The organism is Streptomyces viridochromogenes, assembly GCF_001270495.1.
GTDB lineage: Bacteria > Actinomycetota > Actinomycetes > Streptomycetales > Streptomycetaceae > Streptomyces > Streptomyces viridochromogenes_A.
In genome coordinates, this window is record NZ_LGUR01000202.1 from 34,327 (window position 1) to 55,347 (window position 21,021).

At 65.4% G+C, this 21,021-nt stretch carries 17 protein-coding genes and 1 pseudogene; 3 read left to right on the forward strand and 15 right to left on the reverse strand.

Annotation, left to right across the window (positions count from 1 at the left end):
* Positions 1-199 precede the first annotated feature (199 nt).
* Together ADK36_RS23620 and ADK36_RS23625 are read left to right on the forward strand one after the other, a co-directional pair.
* On the forward strand, positions 200-1,588 hold the full coding sequence (locus tag ADK36_RS23620) for a glycoside hydrolase family 43 protein (protein WP_053198929.1): 1,389 nt from the start codon (positions 200-202) through the stop codon (positions 1,586-1,588).
* A 333-nt stretch (positions 1,589-1,921) separates the two neighbouring features.
* Positions 1,922-3,043: an IS630 family transposase gene (locus ADK36_RS23625; RefSeq protein WP_338060790.1), complete on the forward strand. Its 1,122-nt coding sequence runs from the start codon at positions 1,922-1,924 to the stop codon at positions 3,041-3,043.
* A 32-nt stretch (positions 3,044-3,075) separates the two neighbouring features.
* Here the strand turns inward: ADK36_RS23625 and ADK36_RS23630 are convergent, their stop codons facing one another.
* The 5 genes and pseudogenes from ADK36_RS23630 to ADK36_RS23655 all read right to left on the reverse strand — a co-directional run bounded on the left by ADK36_RS23630 (position 3,076) and on the right by ADK36_RS23655 (position 8,175).
* Positions 3,076-3,927, reverse strand: coding sequence for an ABC transporter permease (locus ADK36_RS23630; RefSeq protein ID WP_053198933.1), 852 nt, complete (start codon positions 3,925-3,927; stop codon positions 3,076-3,078).
* Positions 3,924-4,895: an ABC transporter ATP-binding protein gene (locus ADK36_RS23635; protein WP_053198936.1), complete on the reverse strand. Its 972-nt coding sequence runs from the start codon at positions 4,893-4,895 to the stop codon at positions 3,924-3,926. The genes ADK36_RS23630 and ADK36_RS23635 overlap by 4 nt, the downstream gene beginning before the upstream one ends.
* A 1,196-nt stretch (positions 4,896-6,091) precedes the next feature.
* Positions 6,092-6,862: an IS5/IS1182 family transposase gene (locus tag ADK36_RS23645; protein WP_053198938.1), complete on the reverse strand. Its 771-nt coding sequence runs from the start codon at positions 6,860-6,862 to the stop codon at positions 6,092-6,094.
* A gap of 99 nt (positions 6,863-6,961) precedes the next feature.
* A pseudogene (locus ADK36_RS23650) lies at positions 6,962-7,730 on the reverse strand (transposase).
* A 61-nt stretch (positions 7,731-7,791) separates the two neighbouring features.
* Entirely contained in the window at positions 7,792-8,175 is a 384-nt protein-coding gene (locus tag ADK36_RS23655) for a winged helix-turn-helix transcriptional regulator (RefSeq protein WP_048584270.1), read from the reverse strand.
* Positions 8,176-8,358: 183 nt separating this feature from the next.
* Here ADK36_RS23655 and ADK36_RS23660 point away from each other — a divergent pair, with 183 nt between their 5' ends.
* Positions 8,359-9,249, forward strand: coding sequence for an NAD(P)-dependent oxidoreductase (locus ADK36_RS23660; RefSeq protein ID WP_053198940.1), 891 nt, complete (start codon positions 8,359-8,361; stop codon positions 9,247-9,249).
* A gap of 328 nt (positions 9,250-9,577) precedes the next feature.
* Here ADK36_RS23660 and ADK36_RS23665 read toward each other — a convergent pair whose 3' ends face one another.
* From ADK36_RS23665 to ADK36_RS23700, 10 genes are all read right to left on the reverse strand, one after another.
* A complete protein-coding gene (locus ADK36_RS23665; protein WP_053198942.1) occupies positions 9,578-11,203 on the reverse strand; it encodes a hypothetical protein in 1,626 nt (541 codons plus the stop codon).
* Positions 11,204-12,195: 992 nt separating this feature from the next.
* Positions 12,196-12,795 carry a DUF5825 family protein gene (locus ADK36_RS48940; protein WP_159029241.1) on the reverse strand — a complete coding sequence of 200 codons (600 nt, stop codon included), beginning with the start codon at positions 12,793-12,795 and terminating at the stop codon, positions 12,196-12,198.
* On the reverse strand, positions 12,792-14,699 hold the full coding sequence (locus tag ADK36_RS23670) for a RiPP maturation radical SAM C-methyltransferase (protein WP_234329850.1): 1,908 nt from the start codon (positions 14,697-14,699) through the stop codon (positions 12,792-12,794). The genes ADK36_RS48940 and ADK36_RS23670 overlap by 4 nt, the downstream gene beginning before the upstream one ends.
* 867 nt (positions 14,700-15,566) lie before the next feature.
* Positions 15,567-15,689, reverse strand: a complete 123-nt coding sequence (locus tag ADK36_RS50995) for a hypothetical protein (RefSeq protein WP_267887416.1) — start codon at positions 15,687-15,689, stop codon at positions 15,567-15,569.
* A gap of 138 nt (positions 15,690-15,827) precedes the next feature.
* On the reverse strand, positions 15,828-16,892 hold the full coding sequence (locus ADK36_RS23675) for a thioesterase domain-containing protein (protein WP_159029242.1): 1,065 nt from the start codon (positions 16,890-16,892) through the stop codon (positions 15,828-15,830).
* Positions 16,882-17,304, reverse strand: coding sequence for a hypothetical protein (locus ADK36_RS48945; RefSeq protein ID WP_048584243.1), 423 nt, complete (start codon positions 17,302-17,304; stop codon positions 16,882-16,884). Before ADK36_RS48945 ends, ADK36_RS23675 begins: the two co-directional genes overlap by 11 nt.
* On the reverse strand, positions 17,301-18,599 hold the full coding sequence (locus tag ADK36_RS23685) for an MFS transporter (RefSeq protein ID WP_053198945.1): 1,299 nt from the start codon (positions 18,597-18,599) through the stop codon (positions 17,301-17,303). Before ADK36_RS23685 ends, ADK36_RS48945 begins: the two co-directional genes overlap by 4 nt.
* Before the next feature lie 205 nt (positions 18,600-18,804).
* Positions 18,805-19,407 (reverse strand): TIGR00730 family Rossman fold protein, encoded by a 603-nt coding sequence (locus ADK36_RS23690; protein WP_048584245.1) that lies wholly within the window; start codon positions 19,405-19,407, stop codon positions 18,805-18,807.
* A 98-nt stretch (positions 19,408-19,505) separates the two neighbouring features.
* On the reverse strand, positions 19,506-20,795 hold the full coding sequence (locus ADK36_RS23695; protein ID WP_199830232.1) for a M20 family metallo-hydrolase: 1,290 nt from the start codon (positions 20,793-20,795) through the stop codon (positions 19,506-19,508).
* Between the two features lie 7 nt (positions 20,796-20,802).
* On the reverse strand, positions 20,803-21,021 hold the full coding sequence (locus tag ADK36_RS23700) for an MbtH family protein (protein WP_048584247.1): 219 nt from the start codon (positions 21,019-21,021) through the stop codon (positions 20,803-20,805).

The window sequence follows — 21,021 nt, forward strand, 5'->3', positions numbered from 1 at the left end:
TCGTCTACCGAACGGTAACCTCCAGGGCCCGGCTGCGGAACGGTTTCGCCCGGTGCGGCTCCCAGGTTCACCACAGGTTTCTCCCAGGTCCCGCTTCCTCCTGCTCAAACCATTGACGTGCGCGAACCCCACCCTTAACTTCTGATCGAATTTCCGAACTGCGTTCGTGATATCGAACCGCGTTGAGGGAGAGCCGCCCGTGACCAGACGCCCCCACACCCCGTCCCGCCGCAGTCTGCTGCGCGCGATGGCCGCCCTGCCCGCCTCGGCGCTGATCCTGGGTGAGGCCCCCGGCCTGCTCGGGACGGCGCTGGCGGCCGCACCGCCGAGCGGCTCGGCCACCCGCTACACCATCGTGCCGTTCCTGAACAGCAACGACGGGACCGTGAACGTCTACCAGTCGGACGACGCCACCGACTTCCGGCTGGCCAAGGCCTCCGCCTACACGCCGCCCAGCAACCGCATCCGCGACGCGAGCATCTTCAAGCACACCAACGGCTCCTACTACATCACCTACACGACCCACACCTGGCAGGACACCAGCACCACCATCGGCTTCGCCCGCAGCACCGACCGGGTCAACTGGACCTTCCTCTACGACTACACGGTCCCGATCGCGGGTCTCTCCCGGGCCTGGGCGCCGGAGTGGTTCGTCGACAGCGACGGCAGCGTGAACGTCATCGTGTCCTGCTCGACCACCGACGACGAGTGGATCTTCACCCCGTACCTGCTCAAGGCCACGAACTCGGCGCTGACGGCGTGGAGTTCACCGGTGGCGCTGTCCGGCATCGGCGCGAACCACATCGACACGTTCATCGTGAAGCTCGGCTCGACCTACCACGCCTTCACGAAGAACGAGACGACGAAGTACATCGAGTACGCGACGGCGTCGAACCTCACCGGCCCCTACAGGATCTCCCGCACGGGCAACTGGGCGGGCTGGGGCAGCTACCGCGAGGGCCCCGCCCTGGTCCAGCTCGACAACGGCGGCTGGCGGCTCTTCTTCGACGGCTACGGCGACGGCACGTACTACTACAGCGACAGCTACGACACCTTCGCCACCTGGTCCGCCCCGACCGCCCTGCCCGCCGTCTCGGGAACGGCACGCCACTTCACGGTCATCAAGGAGACCGTCTCGGGCGGCCCGGCCCTGGCGAAGAACGTCACCCGTTCCTTCCGGTCGGCCAACTACTCCACCCGCCACTGGCAGGTGCAGTCCTCCCTGCTCAACCTCCCGGTGGTCACCACCTCCAGCACGACCGCAGAGAAGCAGGCATCGACGTTCACGGTCGTGCCCGGCCTCGCCGACGCGGGCGGCTACTCCTTCCGCGACTCCTCCGGCAGGTACCTGCGCCACTGGGACTTCCGGGCCCGCTTCGACACCAACGACGGCACCTCGACGTTCGCCAAGGACGCCACGTTCGTCGCCCGCACGGGCACGTCGAGCGGCTCGCTCCGCTTCGAGTCGTACAACTACCCCGGGTACTACCTGCGGCACTACAACTACGAGCTGCGGGTGGAACGGTCGAACGGGACGGATCTGTTCCGGCAGGACAGTTCGTTCGTGCCGGTGACAGCCTGGGCCTGACCTGCACACTTGCTGACCTGGGCAATCGCGGTAGCGGATTCGGAGTAGTTCCTTCCACTTCCCGGGATTGCCCAGGAGGTCCCGGCCGAGTGTGCACTGGTTGTGCAATGGGCCGGGGAGCTCGACGTTCGCCAATCCGGCGCTCGTCGATAATGTGAAGAGGAGCGACACTCGGCCCACGGCAACGGGGGTCGCCAAGCCCGACCCCGAGTGGCGGTAAAGGCCGGCATCGGCTCGGCAGCGTGGCTAGTGCTGTGACCACGTAGGTTCGCCGGGTTGGTGATCCTGACGGTTGGATGTGCGGTGATGTCCATTCGACCGGTGGAGGCGTTGGTGGCTGAGCCTGTCCGTGTACGCAGACTGACCGACCAGGAGGGGCAGAAGCTGCAGCAGATCGTGCGCCGGGGTAGCACGAGTTCGGTGCGCTACCGGCGCGCGGTGATGCTGCTGGCCTCGGCGGGCGGGAACCGGGTGCCGGTGATCGCCCAACTGGTCCAGGCAGACGAGGACACCGTGCGCGATGTGATCCACCGGTTCAACGAGATCGGCCTGGCCTGCCTGGACCCTCAGTGGGCGGGAGGCCGTCCCCGCCTGCTCAGCCCTGACGACGAGGAATTCGTCATCCGGACGGCCACCACTCGCCCCACCAGGCTCGGCCAGCCCTTCACTCGCTGGTCGATCCGCAAACTCGCCTCTTACCTGCGGAAAGTGCACGGACGCGTCATCCGCATCGGCCGTGAAGCCTTACGGTGCCTGCTCCTGCGCCGCGGCATCACCTTCCAGCGCACCAAGACCTGGAAGGAATCGCCCGATCCTGATCGCGACGCCAAGCTCAACCGCATTGAGCAGGTGCTGGACCGATTCCCCGACCGAGTCTTCGCCTTCGACGAGTTCGGGCCCTGGGGGATCCGGCCCACCGCGGGCTCCTGCTGGGCGAAGCAGGGCAAGCCCAACCGGCTGCCGGCGACCTACCGCCGTACCCACGGCGTCACCTACTTTCACGGCTGCTACTCCGTCGGGGACGACCGCCTGTGGGGCGTCAACCGCCGTCGCAAAGGCACCGCCAACACCTTGGCGGCGCTGAAGTCGATCCGCGCCGCCCGACCCGACGGCGCCCCGATCTACATCATCCTGGACAACCTCTTCGCCCACACCGGCGCGGACATCCGCCGCTGGGCGAAGAAGAACAAGGTCGAGCTGTGCTTCACCCCGACCTACGCCTCCTGGGCCAACCCCATCGAGGCCCACTTCGGCCCGCTGCGGCAGTTCACCCTGGCCAACTCCCACCACCGCAGCCACCCCGCGCAGACCCAGGCACTGCACCGCTACCTGCGCTGGCGCAACGCGAACGCCCGCCACCCCGACGTGCTCGCCGCCCAGCGCAAGGAACGCGCCCGCATCCGCAGCGAGAAGGGCATCCGCTGGGGCGGACGCCCTCTGCCCAACGCGGCCTGACCAGGAGCCGGGCCGACATCCCCGGCACATCACTAACCGACCCGCTGCATCGCCTTCCGGTGCCGTTCCGCCATCGCGGCCCCGGACTCGCGGCGGGCCATCCTGCGCAGGACGGACGGTGCGAGGAGCAGCCCGGCGACTGCCCAGGCACCCAGCACGCCCGCTGTCTCCAGGTGCCGCCAGGCATCGCCGATCTCGGCGGCGACCGCATCGGCCGGCAGCAGCGCCGAGCGGAGACCGAGGCCGAGCCAGTACACGGGGAAGATCTGCCCGACGGTCTGCAGCCACTCGGGCAGCTCGGACAGGGGGAAGTAGATGCCGGAGATCACGATGAGTCCCATCACCGGGAGCATCAGCAAGCCGACGGTGCGCGGACTGCTGACCAGTGAGCCGATGACGGCGCCCATGGGCAGGGTCGCCAGGAGACCCAGCGGCACCACCCACACCAGCGTCAGCAGCGCTCCGCCGCCCTGCCGGGCCACCCCGTCCACCAGGAACACGCCGACGGCGAAGGGGAGGGCCATGGAGACGAGAGCCGTACCCGACACCATGATGATCTTGCCGACCAGGTGGCCGACCATGCCGTGCGGCACGGCCTTGGCCCGCAGCAGGGTGCCGTCCTCGCGCTCGGTCGCGAGCAGCTGTGCCGTGGTCATCATGCCTGTGAACGCGAGCGTCATGCCTAGCATGCTCGGCAGCATGAACGCGCCGGTCGAGATGCCGGCGCCCTTCAGCGGGTCGTCCTTGAGCAGGAACAGCGGCACGAGGAGCAGGACCGTCCAGAGCACATAACCGAACACGTCCTGGCCGGTGGTGAAGGTCTGCCGAAGTTCCGTCCAGCCGCGCCGCACTCCTACTCCCGCCGCGTACCACACCGGACTCATCGCGATCCCTCCCCGAAAGCGTGCCCCGTCCGCTCATCGGGAACGCTCCCCGCCTCGAGCTCCCGCACCATCGTCAGGTAGGTGTCCTCCAGGCTCGCCCGGCGCACCTCCAGCCCGCCGATCGCCTCGCCGTGCTCCTCGAACAGCCGACGGACGAACCGGGTGGGCTCGGCCGTCGCCTCCTCGAAGGGCCGCCCGTCCCGCGTCCAGCGCACAGTGGCCTCGGCCGACGCCTGCCGCGACAGCTCCTCGGCCGAGCCATCGGCCACGATCCGGCCACCGGCCAGAATCAGGATCCGGTCGGCGAGCCTCTCCGCCTCGGCAAGGTCGTGCGTAGTCAGCAGAACAGTGGTGTTCTCGTCCGCCAGCCCGCGTACCAGGCCGTGGAACTCATTCCTCGCCTCCGGGTCCAGACCAGCCGTCGGCTCGTCCAAAAACAGCACCTCGGGTCTGCCTACGATGCCGACGGCCACGTCGAAACGCCTGCGCTGCCCGCCGGACAGAGTTCCGACCCGCTTGTCCGCCTGCTCGGTCAGACCCACTGCGGCGAGGAGCTCGTCAACATCCCACGGCCGCCGCACGAGGGCCGTGGAGTACGGCGCGTAGTACGAGCCAAGATGGGCCAGCAGTTCCCGCACCCGCCACTTGCCGTGGTCGCGCCAGGACTGCAACACGATGCCCAGGCGCGCACGCCACCGCTCGTCCCCGCCTGCCGGATCGGTGCCTAGGACGGTCACGTCACCGGCCGATCGCATCCGGAAGCCTTCCAGGACCTCGATCGTGGTCGTCTTGCCCGCGCCGTTCGGGCCTAGCAGCAGGACGACTTCGCCTCGCCGGGCCGTGAAGCCGACACCCTTCAATACGTCCTGGTTGCGGTAGCGCATCCGCAGATCCCGTACGTCGATGACCGTGTCGCTCTCTGGCGGTGGGCTGCTCCCAACTCCGGATAAGGCGTGAGCGGTCGTCATCGGTGTTCCCCCGTCCGTCTCGTGGTCCGTTCTCTGGGATCAGGGGCCGGAGGCCGCGCCGAACGTCCGTGGTCATGGGACGTGTCTACGGCTGTGGCTGCCGTTGCCACCTGGCAGCAGCGATTCGGGCCCTCCCGGACGAACACATTACCGAACGGTTCAGTTATCTCATCGTGTTCCACCGACCCGGCGAACGTTCCCGGTCAGAGCACTAGCTCGTCCTCCGGGGCCGTTCTATGCATCGGGGCGCCGCTGACGTTGTCGAGCAGGGCAACTGGTGCAGTGGCCGGACGACTGTTGCGCGAGGTCAGATGGCGAACAGCGAGTGGAGGGCCGGGGGAGGGATGCCAGGGGCACTCATCAGGTGCCACTGGCAATCTGCGACTCGCCCAGCGAGGGCGCGGAACGTCTCTCGCACAAGGAGTAGTGAGAGCGCGGAGTTAGCGCAGTCGACGAGAGTCCATCTGCGGTGGCGCAACTCGGCGAGCAGGTAGAGCGTGCCGCTCGGCAACCATCGGATCTGCACCCACTCGCTCACCGCGTCGCCAGGCTGCCCGGCCGTCGAGTTCAGCTTCGACCTGCTCGGTCAGGTCCAGGGCCCACGGTGGACGGACTCCCCCGGCCTGTGGCGGCGCGAAGATCGTCGAGGGGAACGGCGGCGGCCAGGTCGGGGAGGGTGCTGCAGATGTCCCCATCGGGAAACAGGGTGAATCCCCCTCCCCATCGAAGACGGCATCGGAGGCCTCCGGTACGTCCTCGGCGATGGACTCGGCCAGGGACGCTACGGGATTCGCCCCTGTGTCCGGCTGCACGGTGCGGCAATGTCCCCAAGGCCCTGCGGCGTGATCGAAGAGCCTCCGCTGAGCAGCACAGTCACGGCCGCGTGGGTGGCGTCCTTCGGCGTAAACGGTAGGGGGCCAGGGTTGTTGTCCAGGGCGGCGAGTTCCTTCGGCGGCCATTCGCCCCCGGCATCGCGGATGTAGCGGGCGATGCGCTCATTGATCCGCCTTGCCCGGGCCGGGACCAGGGTCCTGCTCGTGGTAGCGGCAACTGCCTCCTCAAGGCGCGGGTCGATGTTGCGCGTGAGTGCTTCGTCGTCACGGCACGGGAAGAGTTGAGCGGGCGTTGACGGGCCTAAAGCGTGTTGCACAAGCCTGTGTTCGGGCAGGTCGCAGCCCGTGAGCGGGGTTGTCTGCTCATGAGGCGAGGGCGAGGTTGTGCATGTGGGCGACGGCCTGGACTGCGTGATGGAGGCCGTCGCCGCGCTGGCGGCAGTCGCGGAGGATCTTGTAGTTCTTCATGCGGCCGATGACGTGTTCCACGCGAGCACGGACCTTGCGGTGGGCGGTGTTGTCGTCCTCTTCGCCTGGGAGCAGAGCCCGTCCGGGGCGTTTGCGGCGCGGTACCGCCATCCCGCAGTTGAGATAGGCACCGTCGCCCAGAACGGTCACACCCTCGCAGTGCCGGCTCAGCCCGGATGTGCGCCAGGCGTGGGCATCCGCGGTGGTGCCCGGCACCGGCCGCGCGGCCGCGATCACCAGCCTGGTGTCGGCGTCCACGATGACCTGCACATTCGCAGAGAATCGGTAGTTGTGGCTGGAAGCCGCCACACTCCGGTCACGGACCGGGATCAGTGTGCCGTCCACGATCCACAACCGTTCTGCCGCATCGGCCGGGCGGGCGACGGGTTCGAGCGCGAGCAGAGGGCTCAGCCGTTGGATGCCCCGGCACACCGTGGAGGAGGAGACATCGAACAGCGGGCCGAGCTGCCGCATCGTAAGGTTCGTGCGGTAGTACCCCGCGACCATCAGCACCCGCTCGGCCAGCGGCAGCGACCACGGCCGGCCCCGCAAGGTGCCGTTGCCGCCCCGCTCCCGCACCACCTTGAGCAGACGCGCAAACTGCGTCACCTGCAACCCGGTGAACGTCTCCACCCACACCCGCTCAGCCCTTAACACCCCAGCCATACAACGGAGATGCCCAGCTCAGAGCCTTGCAACAGGCTTCAAGGCTTGTCCCGCAATGATCGGTTGGGCGAGTCAGATGTGTGGCTGGGCGTCCTCGGTCTATCCGGCGAGGGCGAGGTTGTGGAGGTGGGCGATACCGAGAATCGCGTGGTGAACGCCGTCGCCCTTGAGGCGGCAGTCGCGCAGGATCTTCGATCCCTTCATTCGGGCGAAGGTGTGCTCAACGCGGGCGCGGACCTTGCGGTGTGAGCGGTTGTGTTCCTCTTTCCAGCCCGGGAGTTCGCTCTGGCCGGGTTCGCGACGGTGCGGGATGATCAGCCCGGTGCCGTGGTAGCCACCGTCGGCGATTACTGTCGTCTGGCCGACAGCGGCCTTCGCACCGGACAACTCCCATGCCTTGCAGTCGTTGCGGTTGCCGAGCAGGGGCTGGCCGGCCGTGACCACGAGGCGGGTGTCGGCTTCGATGACGACCTGGTGGTTCGTGGAGTACCGGTAGTTCTTCGACTGCTCGGCCACCGAGCGATCACGCGTGGGCACCAGGGTGCCGTCCACGATGAGGACGGTGCCCTTGCGGAACCGCTTGCGTGGCTGGAGGGCGAGCATCGGCCCGAGGTGGTCGATGACACGGTCTGCAGCGGACTTCGAAATGCCGAACAACAGGGCCAGTTGACGCAAGGTCAGGTTGGTGCGCCAATAGGTGGTCACGAGTAGCACTCGGTCTTCCAGAGGAAGTTTCCACGGCCGCCCCCGCGCGGGCGCAGCCGCGTTCTCGCGGCGCACTGCGGCCACCAAACGAGTGAAGAGCCGTGGGGTAAGTCCTGTGAACGGGGCTGTCCAACGTCTCTGATGCTGTGATCACACCTGCCACGATCGGGATCGTCGCACACCAAGATCAGTTATGGGGTGCCTTTTGAGGGCCGGGCAGTAGGTCAAGGGGCCGAGGCGTCGCGGCGGTGATCTCGACTGTCTTCCCGTGGTCCCGGCTCAAGGAGGGCTTCGAGACGCTCTATGTGGTCCTCGCCCCACTGGCCGAGCGGGGTGAGAGCGGTAAGGAGCGAGTGACCGAACTCGGTCAGTGAGTACTCCACCTTTGGTGGCACCTGGTGATGGACCTCACGGTGCACCAGGCCACTGGCCTCCAGCTCCCGCAGATGCAGGATCAGCATCCGCTCACTGATGCCGACCACCGTTCGGCGTAACTCGCCGAAGCGCAGCGGCCCCTCGCCGAGCCAGAACAGGATCAATCCCTTCCATTTCCCTCCCATGACGTCGATGGCAGCATCCAGGCCGCAGGTATAACTCCGCTTCCGCACCAGCGCTTCCCCTAACAAAACTGTGGGTACCAGACAGAATTGTAGGTACTTGTAGAAGTGTTGGTGCCGCCGCAGCATGGATCAGGCGTCGCACCGAGGGGGCAGCAACTCCCTGCCGTGGGATGCCAGCTATTCGACCCATTTCGCGCTTCAGATGCATCGGCATCAGGCAGGAGCAAACGTATGACCGGGCACCACCGCACTCCCGTGACCGTCGTCGGGCTGGGCTCGATGGGCAGCGCATTGGCTGAGGCATTCATTGACGCCGGACACCGGACCACCGTCTGGAACAGAACAGCATCGAAGGCCGTGCCGCTCGTGTCCAAGGGCGCTGTTCACGCGCAGACGATGGACGAGGCAGTCGCGGCGAGTCCGCTGATCATCGCCTGTCTGACCACATACGAGAGCACCATCGAGGCTCTGGAACCGGCCACTGCCACGCTCAAGGGGCGGGCCCTTGTGAGCCTGAGCAGCGGTTCGCCAGCCGGCGCCCGTCAGATGGCCGAATGGGCGCTCGGGCACGGTGCGCGTTACCTCGGCGGGGCGATCAAGAACGTGCCGTCTGCCGTCGGAGCTGAGGACACCCTCCTGTATTACGGCGGCGACAACACCGTCTTCGACGAGTTCGAATCGACGCTGCGGGTGTTGGGCGGTGACACCGTCTACCTCGGTACCGACGCCGATCTCGCTGCCCTGTACGAGATGGCGGTGGGCGGCACCCTGTTGCCCGCGCTCGTCGGCTTCTTCCAGGGTGCTGCAGTGGTGCAGGCGCGTGGCCTTGAGGTGGCCTCCATGGTGCGGTTCAGCATCAAGTGGTTCGAGATGATCAACTCGGTGCTGCCGGTCTTCGCAGAGGAGATTGACTGCGGCGACTACAGCAAGCCCGCGTCCTCGGTAAGTCTGTTCCTGGCCGGAGCCGCGCATGACGAGGAACTCGGCAAAGAAGCGAACCTCGACATGGAGTGGCACAAGCCCTTCCATGACTTGCTGAAGCGAGCCGTCGAGGCCGGCTACGGCGACCACAGCATCTCCGCCCTGACAGAGATACTCAAGAACCCGGCGCCGACCGAATAACCCGGGGACGCACACAACTTGTGAGGGAAGGGGATCAATCACCCAGCCACCCGGATCGCAGGCCGGCACGCCCAACTACAGCCATACCAAACTGCTGCGACACCCGCTGGGGCAGGGAGTAACGCTAGATTCCGGGCGCCCCGTTGGAGGGCACGCGCATCCCGGCAACCGTCATCTCAGTTACGGGACAACCCTTAGCATGCCGAATTAGGGAGTGGATGCGAACGCCCTTGCCTCGCCGGTGGGCAACTCCGCGAGGTCTCGCCGAACCTTGATCTCCCCGAGGGGCAAAAAATGCGGCAGAGGCACGGGGTGAGTCGGCGAAGGTTCAGTGGTCAATGTCGTCGAAAAGGCTGCGCTGTTCTGATATCGGTTGGGTGCTTCGCGAGGTCTCTCGCCGGTAGGGGGGAGGATCGGGAGTCAGGTCACGAGGGGCCTTCTCTGGAGCCTCGCGGACCTGACAATAGATGTCACGTGCCTGATCGAACTTACGGGCTGTGTCATCGTCGAGCCGTCGCTTGAAAGCTTCGCTGTACCAGAACAGCGCGTCATCGACAGGGTCGCTGTCTGTGTCACCACCGAATTCCGAGGCCCAGTCATCTACGCGCCGTTCGAGGCGCCGAACGAGCTCACGGCGTACGTGTTCGAACAGGCTCTCGCGTTCTTCATCGGTGAGGAGGACGTGCCGCGCCTCCTTCTGCCAGTCGTCGTCTTCGATCCATGAGGCGTCAGGTGCCGTGACGGCGAGGTCCGTCATGTGTGAGATCGCCTCCTGCCTGATGTCTTCAGGGAGCAGGCCCGCGCGGTGGAGGCGGGCCAGTACCCGTGGACGGAGATCGTCTTTGACCGGTACTTCGAAGTCCACAAGCAGCGCGTGAAGTTCGGGATCCTCTACGAGGTAGGCGCGCAGGAAGCCGTCGCTGCTGTTCCGCGACAAGTAGGAGAGGATGCTTTGCTCACGCTCGTACTCATCCCAAAACACTGCGTGCGGGTCGCGGCGATGTCGGAGCAGCGGGAAGATCCGCTGGGCCGTCGCTTGGTACAGAGGTGACGGAATGCGCAGGAGGGTGCCCTGACGTTGCTCGCTGCCGTCGGGCAGGCAGTCCGTGCGGGAGAGCAGGGCCTCGTCGGTCATTCCGGTGAGGACGATGGGAAGCAGGTGACTCTGGGTGGTCAGCCAGGCGGCGAAGCCCTCCCAGAGAGTGGGGTGATGGAATGACCAATACGCTTGCCCGTCAAGGGCGGTCGTCTCGGTGAGGAAGGTACCGGTGAGCGTGGCCATGGCCCGGCTGGTGGTGCCGGGTGCGGCGCCAGCCCGCTCGATGATGTCGCGCTGGACCTGATCAAGGGCTAGGGGACTGGGCAGCCCCTTGTCCTGACCTGTGGCGTACACGAGGGCAAGAGCTGCGTGGGCGTCCACGTCCAGCTGGTCATAGACATCGATCAGCAATTGCCGGGGGCGGGCCATGAAGGACGTGATGCTCCCGCGGGTCAGGGACAGCCCGGTGGTGAACGCCCGGAGTCCGAGACGGCGCGCTGCTTCGGGGCGGAATGGCTCGGCGTCGGCGGCGGCCTCGAGGTGCGGCTTCATCTGGCTGAGAACGCCCGCCGACTGGTCGCCGGCAGCGAGATGGTTGTAGAGGATCTGCTGCCGCTCTGCCCGAGCGAGGTCGGCGACATCGACGGTGACCTGCTGCTCGTTCAGCAGAGGGTAGGCATACGGCTTCAGCAGGGGCCGGGCTTCGTTGTAGATGTAGTTGCGGGAGGTCAGCACGACCCGGGCCCCGTCCTTCACGGCGCTCATCACGTGCGGCAGGTCCCGCGCCCAGGCGTGTGTGAGGAGGCGCTCATGGCGGACCGCGCCGAAGGCGTCATCGAGCCAGAAGAACTGATCCTTCTCGTGCGGGTTCCAGCGCTGCACCAGTTCGTCGGAGGTGCGCGGCTTGATGGCCACGCAGCCTCAGTTGTCGGCGGCACTGATGGCCAGCATCAGGGCGATGACGGATTTACCCACGAGTCGTGATGGAGCACACGAAGGTCACTGAAGCGTCGGATGTCCTGTCTCGAGACCAGGCGGCCAGAAGTGGTTTCGGTCAATTCAGGGACATCCAACGAGGCTGCGTACATTGCCGTGTTTGTGGTCTGGCGGTCCGTGCGGCCCACCGTGAAAATGCCCGCCTGTCGATGATTGGGGGGAGTGGGATGGCAGTTGGGTGGGGCCTGCGCTCTCGGGGGCGGACGCGAACGGAGGCGCCGAGTGGCCCGCTGTCCCAGTTCAGGCGAGTCCTGCTGCTGTTGGAGTCAACCGCCATGCGGAGGTGGACCCAACATCGTCCGAAGCGACCCAGTTGTTGTGTCAGGCGGTATACGCCCGTCCTGACCGGGGGAAGGCCGTCAAGGCATGGTGGCGCAGCATCCGCGGCAAGACAGGAAAGGCCAAGAAGTCTCGGCGCAGCACCAGACGGCCGATCCATCTAGAGGGCAGCGATGATTGCCCCCCTCTGGGCGAACCGGCCGCGCAATGGGGTATGGACCACGTGCTGAACGGTCCGTCGCTTCCCGTTCCGTCGTACGGGTTCGACCTGGTTCCGGTGATGGCACACAGCCTTCGTGCGTGGCGCCGCAAGTGGGTGAGGCACGCATGCATTTTGGTCCTGTGTGGGCTCGCCGCCTATGCGATGCCGTGGGCCTTCTCGATCTGGGCGGTTGCCATCTTCGTCGCGTTGTTCCTGCCGTGGGCTACCTTCCGCGCGATCCGCAAGGCCGGCTCGGCGAGGTGGACTCCTTCGCGTCGCTTGGCGTATGCCGTGCTGTTCGCCCCGTGGCTGCTCGCGATATGCACCTGCCGCCCAGATCACGAAGTGCGACTGGAGTACGGGTCAGAACCCAGATTCGGTCCTCCAGCCCGCTGAATATCGCGAAACGCGGGCAGGACTGTCCGCGTTCTCAGACCGTCATTGAAGGAGACGGCCAACGAACCATTCGGTACGGTGCCAGCCAGAAGAACCTGCCGATCCGCAAGGCAAGACGCTCTTCCAGCAGGGGGGCTATCCGGTTGGCAGTAATGTCCGGGCCTCCCCGATCGAGTTCGCGCAAGGCAGCCATCAGGTTTGGCTCGGTAAGTGTGTACTTCACCAGGCGACGGCTCCGCCGGTCGCGGATCTGCATAAAGCCAGGCCCCTGTCGCCAACAGCACCGTCCGAGGAAGAAGTCAGCTTGCCAGGCTTCGATGGCCGTCTGGTCGCAGGATCCGTGCATCGCGCGCGGCGGGTGTAGATGGCTCAGCTCTGTGAGCTCGATCGACGGGTTAAGCCCACCTAGCTCCCAAATCACTCTCATACCGCGGGCGGACGCAAGTCGTACGATGTCAAGTCCTCGCACATCCAAGGATGAAGGATCGGCGAGGTCGATTGGACGGTTGAATTCAATGGTGCGAATGCCGGAGCGATAGAGCTCGCACGCCGTGAAGGGGAGCGGCTCGCGTAGGTGGATGAGGAGCCTGTCGCTGCTGCGTTCCGATGAGTGCTGAGCGGGAGGCTGTATCATGCGGCAAGCCCCTCGTCAGAGCGGCGGCGAATTCTACATAGTTGTTGGTTTTCAGCGGTGGTGACGACATGCACATAGCATCCGTCGTCGGAGAAGACGAGACCGAGCCACTGCCATTTCGTCACCAGCGCGCGGACAACCGAGGAGGGATCGGCGTCCAGAGGGATCCCAGCCTTGCCGAGCTCGGAAATGAGGGAGGCAAGGGTACGTGGCCTATACAGAGCACGGAAAAGGAAGACCTCCTCTGGCGCGCGTAGCTCAACCGTGCTCCAGTCGAAATCAGGCCGAGTGTTGCTGAGTAGGATTCCGTCGCCAAAATCCTGGTAGCTCAGGGAGCTCGTATAATGCTGTTCCCCCCATAGAGAGAGCGCCCGTTCAAGTAGGGTAAGCACCTCGCCGCCGATTCCATGCTCGACCGTTTCGAAGAGATAGGCGATTTTGTGGAGTTCGCTCTCCGGGAGGTCATAGATCATCGCATATTGCCGGTGTGGCCAGCGGTATGCGAATCCGAGCTCTGGCCGGTCGAAGTATGGACTGAAACGCTCTAGCGCAATACGCGATGTTCCCTCTGCGGGGTGAAGATGATGCAGCATGGGCAGTTGAGATATTACCGATAGGTAGTGTTCGCTCGTTTCGCCCGGGAACCCGTACAGATAATTCCAGGCCACAGTTAGACCCAGGCTCTCCGCGTCCCGCAGCATGCGGACGTTCTGAGCCCCACTGACGCCCTTGTCCATGATGCGCAGCACTTTTGAACTCAGATTCTCGATCCCAGGTTGGACGGAGACGATACCGGCATCACGGAGCCGCTCCAGCTGATGGTATTTCATGTTCGACTTGATTTCGTACTGAATTCTGTAGTCATAAGGGCTCTGGGCTATATCTCTGAGGGCAGTGTCCAGATAGCCCATATCTAGGATGTTGTCGACTGCATAGAAGTCGAGGATCTTGTATTGAGATGCCATTTCCTCGAGCTCCTGTACGAATACTTTAGGGGATTTGCTACGGAAGGTCATCGATGACCCGTTGAGGCCGCAGAACGTGCAGTGATGCTTTTCGCCCCACCAGCATCCCCGCGCCGCTTCGATGGCAACACGCGGCTCTATCCAGGAGGAGACAGCGGTCTTTGCTATGCGCTCAAAATAAGCACTGTGGTCCGGCATTGGTATCTCTGTCGATGCCAGAAGTCGGTCGGACATCGGGTTAGCATGCGCGCCGTGCTCGTCGCGCCAGCACAACCCCGGTATGTCTGCTGTTCCGTCGCTGGCCATGAGGCGGCGCAGCAGTTCCGGGAAGACCCGCTCGCCTTCGCCTCGCACGACAAAGTCAATACAGTCGAAGGCGCGGTGCAACCCTTTCCCTTGATCTCCGTCGCAGTTAGCGCCGCCCATCACGCATTTAACCTGTGGGAGGAGTTCCTTCAGTCGACATGCCAGCGCCAGGGAAGCCACATTCTGCTGGAAGGTGGAGGTGAAGCATACCAAGTCAGGCTTTGTTTCTGCGATCGCGCGTGCCTGGATGTTGATGAAGTCTGATGCGGCATCGTGCAAACGCATGCAGACGTCTATTTCGCGATCGGATAGCTGGTTTCTCAGCTCATCAGCAAATTCATGCACGCGCCACGCCTTGTCACCGTACAAGGCTGAAGAGAACACCCAGTCTCCGCAACCCATGAAGTAGCTCTTGAGGGCGAAGAAGTCGTAGTCATGACGTTTGGCATCCGTTAGCACTTCAAGCATCCACTCAGCACATTCGACATTGACGTAGCGGACGTCAATACTGAGTTCCGGTATGGTGTCTCGGAGCTTTGCGGCTAGTACGCCGAGTGCGAGTGAAGGTGTATCAATCGATGCCCATGGCATGGAAACAAGCGTGACCCGCATCGTCTCTCCTCGCATGGTCATGGTGCAGATCTTGGATTAACGTGACGCGCCCCTGCGCCGTACCCCACTGATTCCCCACAGTAGAAGCTGCGGGGAATCAGACGAGCTGTCACAACTCTGCGCAACCCTAGGACTTGATGCTGATGTCGATACGCGGGGCCTGTTCGGCCTCAGAACCCTGCGGGTCGCTGTCCACAACCTGTTTCTCCATGATCCACACCTCCTTCCTCCGCTTAGTAGCAGCTGATGGAGCGGCCTCTCATGCACGGCGGTCCAATCCGCCGTCCAGCTCGCGCTGTTTAGCTTGCAAGAGAGACCGGGTGCCTGAGTACCTGAAACCTTTTAGTACTCCAGCAGGAGGGCTTTGGCCTAGCCTGGTCGTGCCCCCTGTCGTGGTGTAGGGGATCAGCGTGGAAAACTTCAGGTCTCCCATGCGATTCGCCGATCTGTGGCATCCAGAGACCTGACGTCCCGTCAGTGCCGACGCGTCGCGAGTGGCCACCGTCACGGAGGCCGTTGGCCTGGGTGGCCGACCAGGCGGACCGATGGACGGCGGCCGGGCCGTCACCGCGTTGTCGGTCTTGTGGGGACAGCGCGTGACCGTTCCTCCATAGGTGTTGAAGTCGACGCTCCCGGCGAACCACAGCGCTGTCCGTGCGTGTGAGGTGGTGGTGCACTACGGCAATCTGACGGCCCGTGAACCGAAAGCGCAGGAATGTCGACTTGATCTTGATGTGCCAGTCCGCCACTTCCTCTTCCGAGCCGTGCAGCGCTGCGGTGAGCCAGGGAAGCTGCCGGATCTTCAGATTGCCGGGGCGTGTGGCCCGCGCTCACCGCCCCGCGGAAGCCGTCCAGCAGTCGGTGGTCCTCTCCGAGCTCCGCCGCGACCTAGCCGAGGAGCACATGGGTTCCCGCCGCGCGGCGGGTCAGGGTGAACTCGGCGTTGAGCGGGGCGTTCCTATCTCTGGCGGCGCGGTGCCGCTCCGCCCGCTGCCCGTGATTGCGCACCATACGCGTGAAACATTCCGATCTTGGGGGTCGCGGATCGGTGAGATCGGCTGGTGGTGGGCCCAGGGACGTAGGCGGGGCAGGAGTGGGCGCCGTGTCGGCGGTAGTGGCTGACCTGGGCGCGGGTCTGTCTGAGCGAGCTCAGGAACAGTCCTCGACAAAACCTCGGGCCTGTTCGCTGCGCTCCCACCGGGAGAGGATTTTCCCCAGCTCATCTGCGGCCGGGTAACGCAGCATCTGATGGTGGGCGGACTGGATTTGGTGCTCATGCACCGTGCCGGCGACGCTGGGCTGCCAGAGCTGGGCGGTGAGGCCCTGTGGCCGTCCCTGAAGGGCGGTGAAGAACAGCAGGTCCCCACGGAATTCCCGGGGGGTGAAGCCTCGGGTGAGACGGTCATTGCGTAGCGCGGCGTCGACCAGCTCGTTGGCGTCCTCCAAGCCTGTCGCCTCGTGCAGTGCCGCGACGACGGAGGAATGGTCTGCGGACCCGGCCTGGCCCGGACTGCCGTCGGCCACGCTCTCCAAGAGTTCGTCCAGCACTGCCTCGTCCCGGTCACCGGTGAAGACCGAGATCGGGTACGCGTCGACAATGGCCAGCGTGGAAACCTCTTCACCCTGCGACTGCAGCATGGTGGCCATAGCGTGAGCGATCAGTCCGCCCAGTGACCAGCCGATCAGCCGGTACGGGCCCTTCGGCTGGACCTTCCGGATCCGCGCCAGATACTCCCGGCTGAGATCGTCCAGCGAGTCATAGCGAGCGTCGGCCGTGCCCGTGGCCTGAAGTCCGTAGACCGGCTGATCCGTGTCCAGGTGCGGGAGGATCGAGGCATAGCTCCAACTGAGGCCGAGAATGGGGTGTACACAGAACAGCGGCCGATCGCTGCCGGTAGCTCTGATGGCGAGCAGCGGTTCGGTCAGATTCTCCGCACCCTGCTGATGCAGCCGGACCGCCAAACCGGCTGGTGTGGGGTTCCGGAACAGATCCTGCACGGCAATCTTGATGCCGAGCAGTGCGCGCAGCCGACGCTGCAACCGGACCGCCAGCATGGAGTGGCCGCCCAGCGCGAAGAAATCATCCTGCGGGCCTACCCGGTTGACCACAAGTAGGGTGGCGAACATCTCGCACAGGAGGTGTTCATAGGGATTCGGCTCATGCCGCACCGGGCGGTCGGGAATCGTGGAAGTTCGCGTGGATTCAGTGGACATGGGCATCTCGGCTCCTGGATGAGACAGGATTCGGAAGGGGCGGGTGCGGGCTGTTCGTCCGGTTAGGCCGACGCAGCGCATCGCGTGCGCGCACCACGGTGACCGACGTCGCCTGTACTGCGGCGCGCACCGACCCCAGCGCGTCGCCCAGCAACTCCAGGCGCTCGGCGGGTGGCTGGTCGGCGGGCGCCTCACCCGCGCGGATCAGTAGCAGTGCGGCTTCCAACACAGCGAACTGTGCCTCCGCCAGTGGCTCTCGGCGGTCCAGTGACGTGAGCGCCAGCTCCAGCGCTTGCTCGACCGCCAGTAGCCGGGGACGGAGCTCGTTGGTCGCCGCCACGGTGGTGGCGGTCACGGCTTCAGAGGCACGCACGTGGGCCGTGTCTCTCCAGTTCCTGTCGGTGAGTGTCATCGTCCGGCCCTCCGCACCGGCGGGCCTTCGGCATCGCGGCCCCGGTCTCCCGAGTCGACCTGCTCTGGTCCGCGCGCGACTGCCTTCTCGGAGGTCGTCGGGCTCTCGTCCGCGAGGGAGGCAACGACCGCAGGGGCCGAGGCTGGCCGGCTCAGTATGGCGATGGCGGCCATGAGTGCCGCGAGCACGATCAGCGCGTACATGATGCGGTAGTCGATGATGCCGATCATTGCCGCGCCCGCGGCGATGGATACGGACTGTGTTCCGCCGGACGTCATGTTGACCGCTGACTGCACCCGTCCCTGTAGCCGCGAGGGGGTGTAGAGGTGTGTGGCCGTTCCCATCGCCACGATCACCATGGGCATGCCGATTCCGTTCAGCGCGACGCCGAGCAGGAACAGATTCGTCTCGCGGGTGACGCACAGGCACATCGCTACCGCCACCACGCTGTAACCCACACCGCTGATCCGGCTCTCTCCGAACCGTTTGACCAGGGGACCGGCCAGCAGGCCGCTCAGTACCGAACCGGCCCCCTGGACGGACGCGGCGATGCCGAAGAAGGTGGCAGGCAGGCCCAGCCCTTCATCAATGGCGGCGAAGGCCGCGCTCTCGAGCAGTCCGGCGACGAGCATGAAGCTGGCGATCGCCGCCGTCAGCCGAAACAACAACGGCACCTGATGTATGTACCGGAATCCGGCGGCGATCTGGGTACGGAATCGCTCGCCGGAGGCTGCGGGCAGCGATTCGGTCACTTTGATGGAGGCCAGCATCACCATGGCCACCACAAACGTCATGGCGTCCGCCAGGGCCAGGAATCCCCCGCCCCATGCCGCGTAGATCCCGGCACCGACGGCTGGGGACGCGATGCGCACCCCCTCTCGGGTCGCGATCAGCAGCGACCTGGCCTGTGCCGCGTCGGAGGACGGCAGCAGGTCCTTGAGCAGGGCGTTCCGTGCTGGGGTGTTGAAGAGGATGCCGTAGCAGAACGCCACCAGATACAGGATCCATAGCTGATCGGTGGTGCGGACCATCAGCAGGGAGAGGACGATCAGGGCCATGCCGCCGTACATCCACAGCAGCAGCGGTTTTCTGTTGACCCGGTCGACGAGGTAGCCCATCAGCGGGGAGCCGAGTCCGGGCACTGTGAGGAACAGGAAGACCAGGCCGGCTGAGGCATCCGAGCCAGTCAGTTCCTTGGCCCAGATAGCCAGCGAGAGGTACATGGCACTATCACCGAAGCTGGATACCGTCTCTCCGATCAGCAGCCGGCGGAAGCGCGCATTGCGCAGAATCATGATGCCTGTCACTCCTTGCTCTCTGCTCTGTCCGGGACCGCCGCCCGTCCCGCCGGCCCAAGTGGCCCGGTCGGGCCGTACGGAGCGTCTGTTGAGGCTCAGTGGGTCCGGTGGCCTTGGGCGAGGCGGGACAGGCCTGCTCCAGTGGCCTTGAGGAATTGCCGTGCTGTCGTCAGGACCGGGAGTGGTGCCGTCGGCTTGGTACTCATGTGGACTGCCCGGCCAGGGCCGGACCGGCGTCCACCTCTCGGCTGTCCGGGGCGAGCAGATCGAGGGCTTCCTCCACGTCATCGGCCGAGCGCACCATGTCTCGCTCGACCGAGGTGAGGAAGCCCTCCCGCACCACGTGGTCGAGGAAGCTCAGCAGCGGGTCGAAGTAGCCGCTGGCGTTGACCAGCACGGTCGGCTTGCTGTGCATGCCGAGCTGGTTCCAGGTCGCCACTTCCATGAGTTCGTCCAGGGTGCCGAGTCCGCCCGGCAACACGGCGAAGGCGTGGGACAGCCGGTACATGAGGGCCTTGCGCTCATGCATGGAGCGGACAACGAAGATTTCCCCTGGGGCTGCGTCCGAGCGCTCTCGCTCGTGGAGTTCGGTGGGAATCACCCCGGTCACCGAGACGCCGTGGCGCAGCGCCGTCCTGGCCACCGTGCCCATCACGCCGACGCCGCCGGCGCCGTAGACCAACCCCAGGCTTCGGCGGCCCATCGCGGCGCCGAACTCCTCGGCCAGGGCGAGATGTTTGGTGGTTGCACCGGGACGCGCTCCACAGAAGACTGCTATCCGTGTGCCGGTCTGAACAGAGGGCATGGCTATCTCCACAGGTGAATGAGTGGACGAAAGATGGGGATGCGCGGCCCGAGCCAGGTGCCTGCCCGGGCCTGTGGAACGGGAGTGCCGGACCGGCCCTAGAGCCGAAGCACCGTCTGCAGAAGTACGTCGGCGCCGGCGACCAGGTCGTCCGGAGCTGTGTTTTCCCAGGGGACATGGCTGACCCCACCGATGCTGGGGACGAAGATCATGCCGATGGAAGTGATATTCGCGACCACCTGCGCGTCATGACCGGCCCCGCTGGGCAGCCTCTCGTAGGCCAGGCCCAGGTCCTTCGCTGATGCGGCGATGGCTTCCCGCAATCGGTCGTCGGTCTGCACTGGATCGGTGCGTATCGTCCCTTCCACAGAGATGCGCACGTCGCCCCGGTTGGCCACGCTGGCCAGCGCTCCGCTCAACGTGGCCTCGGCGGCGGCGAGCCGCTTTGCCGAACTGTCCCTGAGATCGACGCTGAACCGCACAGTCTCGGGAATGGTGTTGGATGAGTTCGGCGACACCTCCAGCCATCCGACGGTGGCCACTCGGCACAGCTCCTCCTCGCGAGCCAGCCGCTGTACGGCGATGATCGCGTGGGAGGCGGTGATCAGGGGATCCCGACGCCCCTCCATCGGCGTGGTGCCTGCGTGGCCGGGCTCCCCATGGATCACTACGGTGAACTGGGTACGTCCGGTGATCGAGTCGACGACACCGATGGGCTTGCCCAGTCGCTCCAGCACCGGGCCCTGCTCCACATGCAGCTCCAGGTAGGCGGCGAGCGAGCCCGGCGGCCAGGCGGCCGACCTCAGGTCGGACAGATCACCGCCGGCCAGGGCCAGCGCATCCCGCAGCGGCTTGCCGGAGTAGTCCACGGGGTCGCTCGGTAGGTCGTCCACTCGCCCGGCGAGCACCATGGAACCCCAGAAAGGCTGAGGGAAGAGCGCCCCCTCCTCGTTAGCGAAGGCCACCACGGTGACCTCACAACTGGTGTCGGTGGCAGAGGCGTTGAGCGTCTCTAGCACTTCGAGACCGGCCAATACGCCGTAGGCGCCGTCGAGCTTGCCGCCGTTGGCAACGGTGTCCAGATGGGAACCGATGAGCACGCGAGGCTTGCTCGGCCGGTCGCCGTTTCCGGCCGGGCACCGGATGAGGACATTGCCGCCGGCGTCGATGACCGTCTCCAGTCCAGCATGCCGTGCCTCCCGGGCTAGGCAGGTCCGTGCCTCCCGGTCGGTCTCGCTGAAGCCCAGCCGGTTGATGCCACCGTCCTTGCCGCGGCCGATCGCCGCGAACCGTTCGATCCGGTCGAGCAGACGGGCGCCGTCGACACGCCCTGGGGTCCCGGTCCTGGAGGCGCGGGAGGGGGGTGCCGCACCGTCGCCAGAGGTCACAGCGGGATTACGCATCGCTGTCACCCATCGCCGTGACCAGGCTCTTGGGCCGCATGTCTGTCCAGTTGGCTTCGACAAAGTCGAGGCAGGTCTGCCGGTCGGCCTCGCAGTGAGCCACGTTCCAGCCGGCCGGTACCTCGATGAACGTCGGCCACAGGGAGTACTGACCCTCATCGTTGATCAGGACCAGGAAGGTGCCTTCACTGTTGTCGAAGGGGTTGGACAT